At 66.7% G+C, this 5,668-nt stretch carries 8 protein-coding genes; all 8 read left to right on the forward strand.

What is annotated here, in order from left to right:
* The first annotated feature begins 223 nt into the window (after window positions 1–223).
* The 8 genes from dapF to I6U14_RS08035 all read left to right on the forward strand — a co-directional run bounded on the left by dapF (window position 224) and on the right by I6U14_RS08035 (window position 5,518).
* Window positions 224–1,054 (forward strand): diaminopimelate epimerase, encoded by an 831-nt coding sequence (gene dapF / locus I6U14_RS08000; protein WP_296898305.1) that lies wholly within the window; start codon window positions 224–226, stop codon window positions 1,052–1,054.
* Entirely contained in the window at window positions 1,051–1,800 is a 750-nt protein-coding gene (locus I6U14_RS08005) for a DUF484 family protein (protein WP_296898307.1), read from the forward strand. The genes dapF and I6U14_RS08005 overlap by 4 nt, the downstream gene beginning before the upstream one ends.
* A 21-nt stretch (window positions 1,801–1,821) precedes the next feature.
* The gene (gene xerC / locus I6U14_RS08010; protein WP_296898309.1) at window positions 1,822–2,775 is read left to right on the forward strand and encodes a tyrosine recombinase XerC; all 954 of its coding nucleotides are present in this window, start codon (window positions 1,822–1,824) and stop codon (window positions 2,773–2,775) included.
* A 118-nt stretch (window positions 2,776–2,893) separates the two neighbouring features.
* The gene (locus I6U14_RS08015) at window positions 2,894–3,130 is read left to right on the forward strand and encodes a glutaredoxin family protein (RefSeq protein WP_296898311.1); all 237 of its coding nucleotides are present in this window, start codon (window positions 2,894–2,896) and stop codon (window positions 3,128–3,130) included.
* Window positions 3,131–3,293: 163 nt separating this feature from the next.
* Window positions 3,294–3,500, forward strand: coding sequence for a hypothetical protein (locus I6U14_RS08020; RefSeq protein ID WP_296898313.1), 207 nt, complete (start codon window positions 3,294–3,296; stop codon window positions 3,498–3,500).
* Window positions 3,497–3,763 carry a type II toxin-antitoxin system RelE/ParE family toxin gene (locus I6U14_RS08025; protein ID WP_296898314.1) on the forward strand — a complete coding sequence of 89 codons (267 nt, stop codon included), beginning with the start codon at window positions 3,497–3,499 and terminating at the stop codon, window positions 3,761–3,763. Before I6U14_RS08020 ends, I6U14_RS08025 begins: the two co-directional genes overlap by 4 nt.
* Before the next feature lie 393 nt (window positions 3,764–4,156).
* Entirely contained in the window at window positions 4,157–4,783 is a 627-nt protein-coding gene (locus I6U14_RS08030; RefSeq protein WP_296898315.1) for a fasciclin domain-containing protein, read from the forward strand.
* A 189-nt stretch (window positions 4,784–4,972) separates the two neighbouring features.
* Window positions 4,973–5,518: a BLUF domain-containing protein gene (locus tag I6U14_RS08035; RefSeq protein ID WP_296898317.1), complete on the forward strand. Its 546-nt coding sequence runs from the start codon at window positions 4,973–4,975 to the stop codon at window positions 5,516–5,518.
* Window positions 5,519–5,668 lie beyond the last annotated feature (150 nt).

A 5,668-nucleotide genomic window follows, 5' to 3' on the forward strand; every position in this document is an offset into this window, starting at 1 on the left:
CGTCTGCTGGCCGTCGGAGGTAACCTGCCATTTGTCGGGCTCGGGGGGTGGGCAGGAGTTATCGGTTAATGTCGTGGTGGACGGGCACCGGGCGGTAGGGGGGGTGAGGGGTTGCGTGTAACGGGTATGGAGGGGCGAGGGGCTAGGTCCCGCACCTATCCTCACTCGCGCCTAGAACCGCGAAACTCGCTCCTCGAACCTCGCTCCTCGAAACTCGACTCCCATGCACTACCGATTCACCAAAATGCACGGCCTCGGCAACGACTTCGTCGTGCTGGACGCTGTGCGGCAACGGGTCCACCTGACGCCGGAGCTGGCGGCCCGGCTCGCCGACCGGCGGCTCGGGATCGGCTGCGATCAAGTGCTGCTGGTGGAGCCGCCACGCTTGGCGGGGACCGATTTCCACTACCGCATCTTCAATGCGGACGGCTCTGAAGTGGAGCAATGCGGCAACGGCGCCCGCTGCTTCGCCCGATTCGTGCGGGACATGGGCCTGACGGACAAAGCCGAAATACCGGTGGGCACGGCTGCCGGCGCTATCCTGCTCCGGGTGCAGCCAGACGGCCAGGTCACCGTGGACATGGGGGTGCCCCGGCTCCGGCCCGCCGACATCCCCTTCCGCGCAGACAGCCAGGCAACGCAGTACGAGCTGGACGTCGATGGCGGGACCGTGATGATCGCAGCGTTGTCCATGGGGAACCCCCACGCAGTGCTGCAGGTGGCCGATGTGGACCATGCGCCGGTGTCAACGCTCGGCCCCCGCATCGAGCGGCATCCGCGCTTTCCCAAGCGCGTCAATGTCGGCTTCATGCATGTGCAGGACCGCGGGCAGGTGCGGCTGCGTGTCTGGGAGCGCGGCGCTGGCGAAACACTCGCCTGCGGCACGGGCGCCTGCGCGGCAGCGGTGGCCGGACGGCTGTGGGGGGCACTGGACGCAGACGTGGCGGTGCACCTTCCCGGTGGAACCCTTGTGATACATTGGCCGGGGGCGGGTGAGCCGGTACGCATGACCGGGCCGGCGACCCGCGTCTTCGACGGAGAAATCGATCTATGAGCAGCCGCCCCCGTTCTGGGGATCAAGCGCCCGGCGCATCCTCCTCGGGCCAACCCACCTCCGGCACGGATCACGAGCACGCCGAAGCCGAGCAGGACCAAGCCGTCGCCGCCTATCTGCTGCGCCATCCAGACTTCCTCGTCCACCACCCAGAGGTGCTGGCGAAGCTGCATGTCCCCCACGGTGCGGGCGGCGCCGTATCGCTTATCGAGCACCAGGTTGCCGTGTTGCGTGAGCAGCTCGCCAACGAGCGCGGGCGGCTCAATCATCTGATGGCCCGTGCGCATGAGTACGACCAGCTCGCGGCCCGGCTGCACGAGCTCACCGTCCAGCTCATTACCGTGCCCGACCTGGAGCGCGCCTGCGCGGCACTGGAGGCGGCGCTGCGCGAGCAGTTCAATGCGGAGGCGGTGGCGATCAAGCTCTTCCCCGTGGATCCGGCCCAGCGCGCCGACGACCCGGTGGTACAGGCCTTCGTGGAATTCGTCGACCGCGACCGCTGCCTGTGCGGACCCTTAGCCCCGAAGCAGGCGGAGCCGCTCTTCGGCGCCGACGCCGAAACCATCCAGTCCGCTGCCCTGGTGCCCATGCGCGGCACCGAGCAGACCGGCGTGCTGGCCATCGGCAGCCGCGATCCCAAGCGGTTCACACGCGACATGGGCACAGAGCTCTTGGAGCGACTCGGGGCCATCGCCGGCGCCAAGCTCACGGACCTTGCGCACCACGGCCCCCGCCCGAGCGCCTGATCCGCCCGCCGCCACGCGCGCATGCCCTATCCGCCGCCCGCCGACACCGCAACGGGTCCCGCCGCCACCGGCGACCGCTGGCTCGATGCCTTTCTGCACCACCTGACGCACGAGCGCCGTCTGTCGCCCCATACGGTCGACAGCTACCGGCGCGACCTCCTGCGGGTGCTGGCTTGGCGCAGGGAACGCCCGGTCGCCGCCTGGCCCGAGCTTACAGACGGGCAAGTGCGCCGCTATGTCGCCGACCGCCATCGCAGCGGCGTCTCCGCCCGCACCCTGGCACGGGAGCTTTCCGCCCTAAGGACCCTGTTCGAGTACCTGCTGCGCGAGGGCGCGACGAGCCTGAATCCGGCCCGCACGGTTCGCCCGCCGAAGGCGAAGCGACGGCTGCCCAACACGTTCGACCCAGACCAGCTCGGGGCGCTCATCGACGCAGGCCCCGATCAGGGCGGAGATGACGACCCGCTCACGCTGCGCGACACGGCTATGGTGGAGCTGTTCTACTCGTCCGGCCTGCGGCTGGCCGAACTGATCGGCGTGGACACACGCGACATCGACCCGGCGGATGCCACGCTCACCGTGGTCGGCAAGGGCGCCAAGACCCGCCGGGTGCCGGTGGGACAGGCCGCGCTAGCGGCCATTCAACGCTGGCTGCAGGTGCGCGGACTCCTCGCCGGCCAAGACGAACCGGCGCTCTTCGTCAGCAGCCGCGGCCGGCGCATCCACCCGCGTACGGTGCAGCAGCGTCTGCGCCAGTGGGCCGAGCAGCGCGGCGCCGGGCGCAACCTGCATCCGCACCTGCTGCGCCACTCCTGCGCCAGTCACCTGCTGGAGTCTTCCGGCGACTTGCGCGCCGTTCAGGAGATGCTGGGCCACGCCGACATCAGCACCACCCAGGTCTACACCCACCTGGACTTTCAGCACCTGGCGCAGGTGTACGACAAGGCCCATCCGCGGGCCAAGCGCAAGCGCTGACGGGCCCTATTGCGAGCATCAGCGACTGCCGTCCCTTGCGGGATCGGCCTCTGGCCGCGACACCGCCCTGACCGCCGTCCTCGCGGCAGGGATGCCGCTCCCGCAGCGATCCAGAGCCATGGCCAACAAGCGCATCGTCCTCTACAGCACCGCCAACTGCCCACATTGCCAGCGCGCCAAGGCGTTTCTGAAGCGCGAGGGACTGACCTTTCGCGAAATGGATGTCGGCAGGAGCGCCCGCGCCCGCAAGGCGATGGAGCGCCTCGGCGCCCGCGGTGTGCCGGTGCTGCTGATCGGCGATGCGCGCCTCGACGGCTTCGACGAGCGGCGATTTTGGCGCTTGTACCGGGCGTAGCAGCAGTGCTGTGGGTTGCCGTTGTTGGTGGCATGGGCAAGTAAACGATTGAAGGCGTGCGGCCTTCGTGCACAAGCCCGCGGCAAGACCCCTGCCAAACAGAACCCGATTCAGTTTACTCTGACAACATCGTCAACCGACCGGATTCCGGAGCCGCAAACCGATGGAAGACAACCTGAGCCCAGAGCACCTCAAGCAGACGCTCAAAGATGCACTCGTGGAGCTGTTACACGAGGAGCCTGACGTTTTCCGCCAAGCCTTCGCCGAGGCGCTGGAAGATGCGGCGCTCTCCGAGGCGATTCGCGAGGGACAGGCCACAGAACCGGTGGACCGCGATGCGATATTCGACTTACTGGAGGCTCGGGATTGAGGGTTCGGTTCCGTTCCAGCTTCGCACGCGACCTCAAGAGGATCCGGGATCGAGCCGTACTTGCAACCCTGAAGCAAGTGATCGAACACCTGGAAGCAGCAGATACGCTTGGCGATATGGCCGGGCTGCGCAAGATGACTGGCAGCCGCAACCACTACCGTATCCGCGTTGGTGACTACCGGGTCGGGCTGGTTGTGCAGGATGGCATCGTGGAGTGCGTGCGCTGCCTGCACCGCCGCGAAATCTACCAAAGGTTTCCCTGAGTGCGACCGTCCGTCCCTCCGGGCGCTTGGCCGGCCTGCCGTGCCCCGTCAACATAACCGAGCTTCCATCCTGCACGGTGAGGAGCCCGCCCGCCGAGCCGCCTCCACAACGGCAAAACCAGCCGCCTAGACAGAAGTTGGTGGAATGCTAAATCAAACCTTGTCGAATCCTGGTCAGGGCTTGATACAGCCGCTGTTGGGGTTTGTCAGGGGTCAATTCCTGAGTAAATTGGTCAGAAACCGCGGAGTGTTTGTTGGATTCGTTGTCAAGCGGCGATCGAGGCGCAATGCTTCGTCTCAGCCGGGTCAGAGACCAGGTTTTGTCGACGTCAGAAACGCGCCGGCAATCGTGATGCCCAACACTTGTCTGACTGCAACCTGAGGTGTACTGACATGACCGAATCCACCAAGACCACTGCGAAAAAGTTCAACTACGGCCCGCTGGCCATCTTCGGCCTCGCCATGGCCTTGGGCCCGCTGACGGCGCTGTCGGTCGGCTCCCGCTACGCTGACGAGGAGACGTTCGAGCGCGCCAACGCCGCTCTGGAGAACGCCGAGCCCACGGACATGCTCGCGCCATACGACATCCAGGGCGTGCCCGCCTACGCGAGCGGCAAGACCCTGGAAGACATCCTGGCGAGCTCCGGCGTCTTCGGCAGCTTCAAACAAGCCATCGAGATGGCAGGCCTGGCCGACACCCTGCGCGGCGACGGCGAGTACACCCTCTTCGTGCCGAGCGACGAGGCCCTGGCCAAGCTTCCCGACGCCGAGCGTGAGGCCCTCCTCGGCGATAGGGAGAAGCTCACGGCGCTGATCAAGAGGCATATGATCCCCGGCCGGCACACTGCAACGGACTTGATCCAGAGCGAGACCGTCCAGGCAATGGACGGCACCACGTTGGACATCGGTCCGTCCGCGCGCTTCAACGGCCATGTGGGGGTCGCGAACGCTGAGGTCGTCAAGACCGGTCTGTACGCCTCCAACGGAGTCGTTCACGTCATCGACCGCGTGATCCAGTAAACCACCACCGCCCCCGGGTCTACCCCGGGGGATCGCTTGCCATGGAAGCCCTCGGCGGCAGCCGCCCGCCGAGGGCTTTTCTATGACCCACCGCCGTGGTTGCAATTCGGCTCGCCTTTGCTAAGGTCAGGTTTCAGAGGATGCATCGGGGAATCCCGATCGCACCCACCGCAACCGCGAGCCGCGCCCATGGGAGACTGTCGTCTCATCTACCGCAGCACCTGCTCCGCGTCCTTCCTACCGAATGAGGACCTGCGCGATCTGGTGCACACCGCCGCCGAGCATAATGCTAAGCACGACATCACCGGCCTGCTGCTGCTCTCGGGCGATCAATTCCTGCAAGTGCTGGAGGGCCCCTCCAAGGCCGTCAACCAGCTCTTCAACCGCATCATCCGCGACGCCCGGCACCACGGCGTGGAGCTGATCGCCTTCGAGCCGATCGGCCCCCGCTACTTCGACGACTGGTGCATGCACCTGGTGGACCTGTTCGATCTCTCACGACAGCCACGGGACTTACTGGCGCAGAAATACGGAGCCGCCAACGGCGTCATCCGCATCCCAGAGCGGCTGCATGAGATCTTTGCGCTGCTGCTGGACGCGCGCGCCATTTGCCGTAATCAGCCCTGGGAAGAAGATCGCGGCGACGCGCCGGTGGAGACCGTCCCAGCCCCGGGCCCAACGCAGGATACAAGCCCCGCCCCGCGCAATGCGGCCCCGGCAGCGGCGGGTGACTGAGCGCTCTGCCACCCGTCCCCACCCCCACAGGGATCGGACGCTAGGCGCGGGCTTTCGTTCCACGCCCACCCGCGTACCCTTCCGGGCATCCGCCGGCGCATACCCCGCGGCGTTTGAAAATCCACCCCCCCCAACCAGCACCACCCCCCA

The organism is Thiohalocapsa sp., assembly GCF_019695415.1.
GTDB lineage: Bacteria > Pseudomonadota > Gammaproteobacteria > Chromatiales > Chromatiaceae > Thiohalocapsa.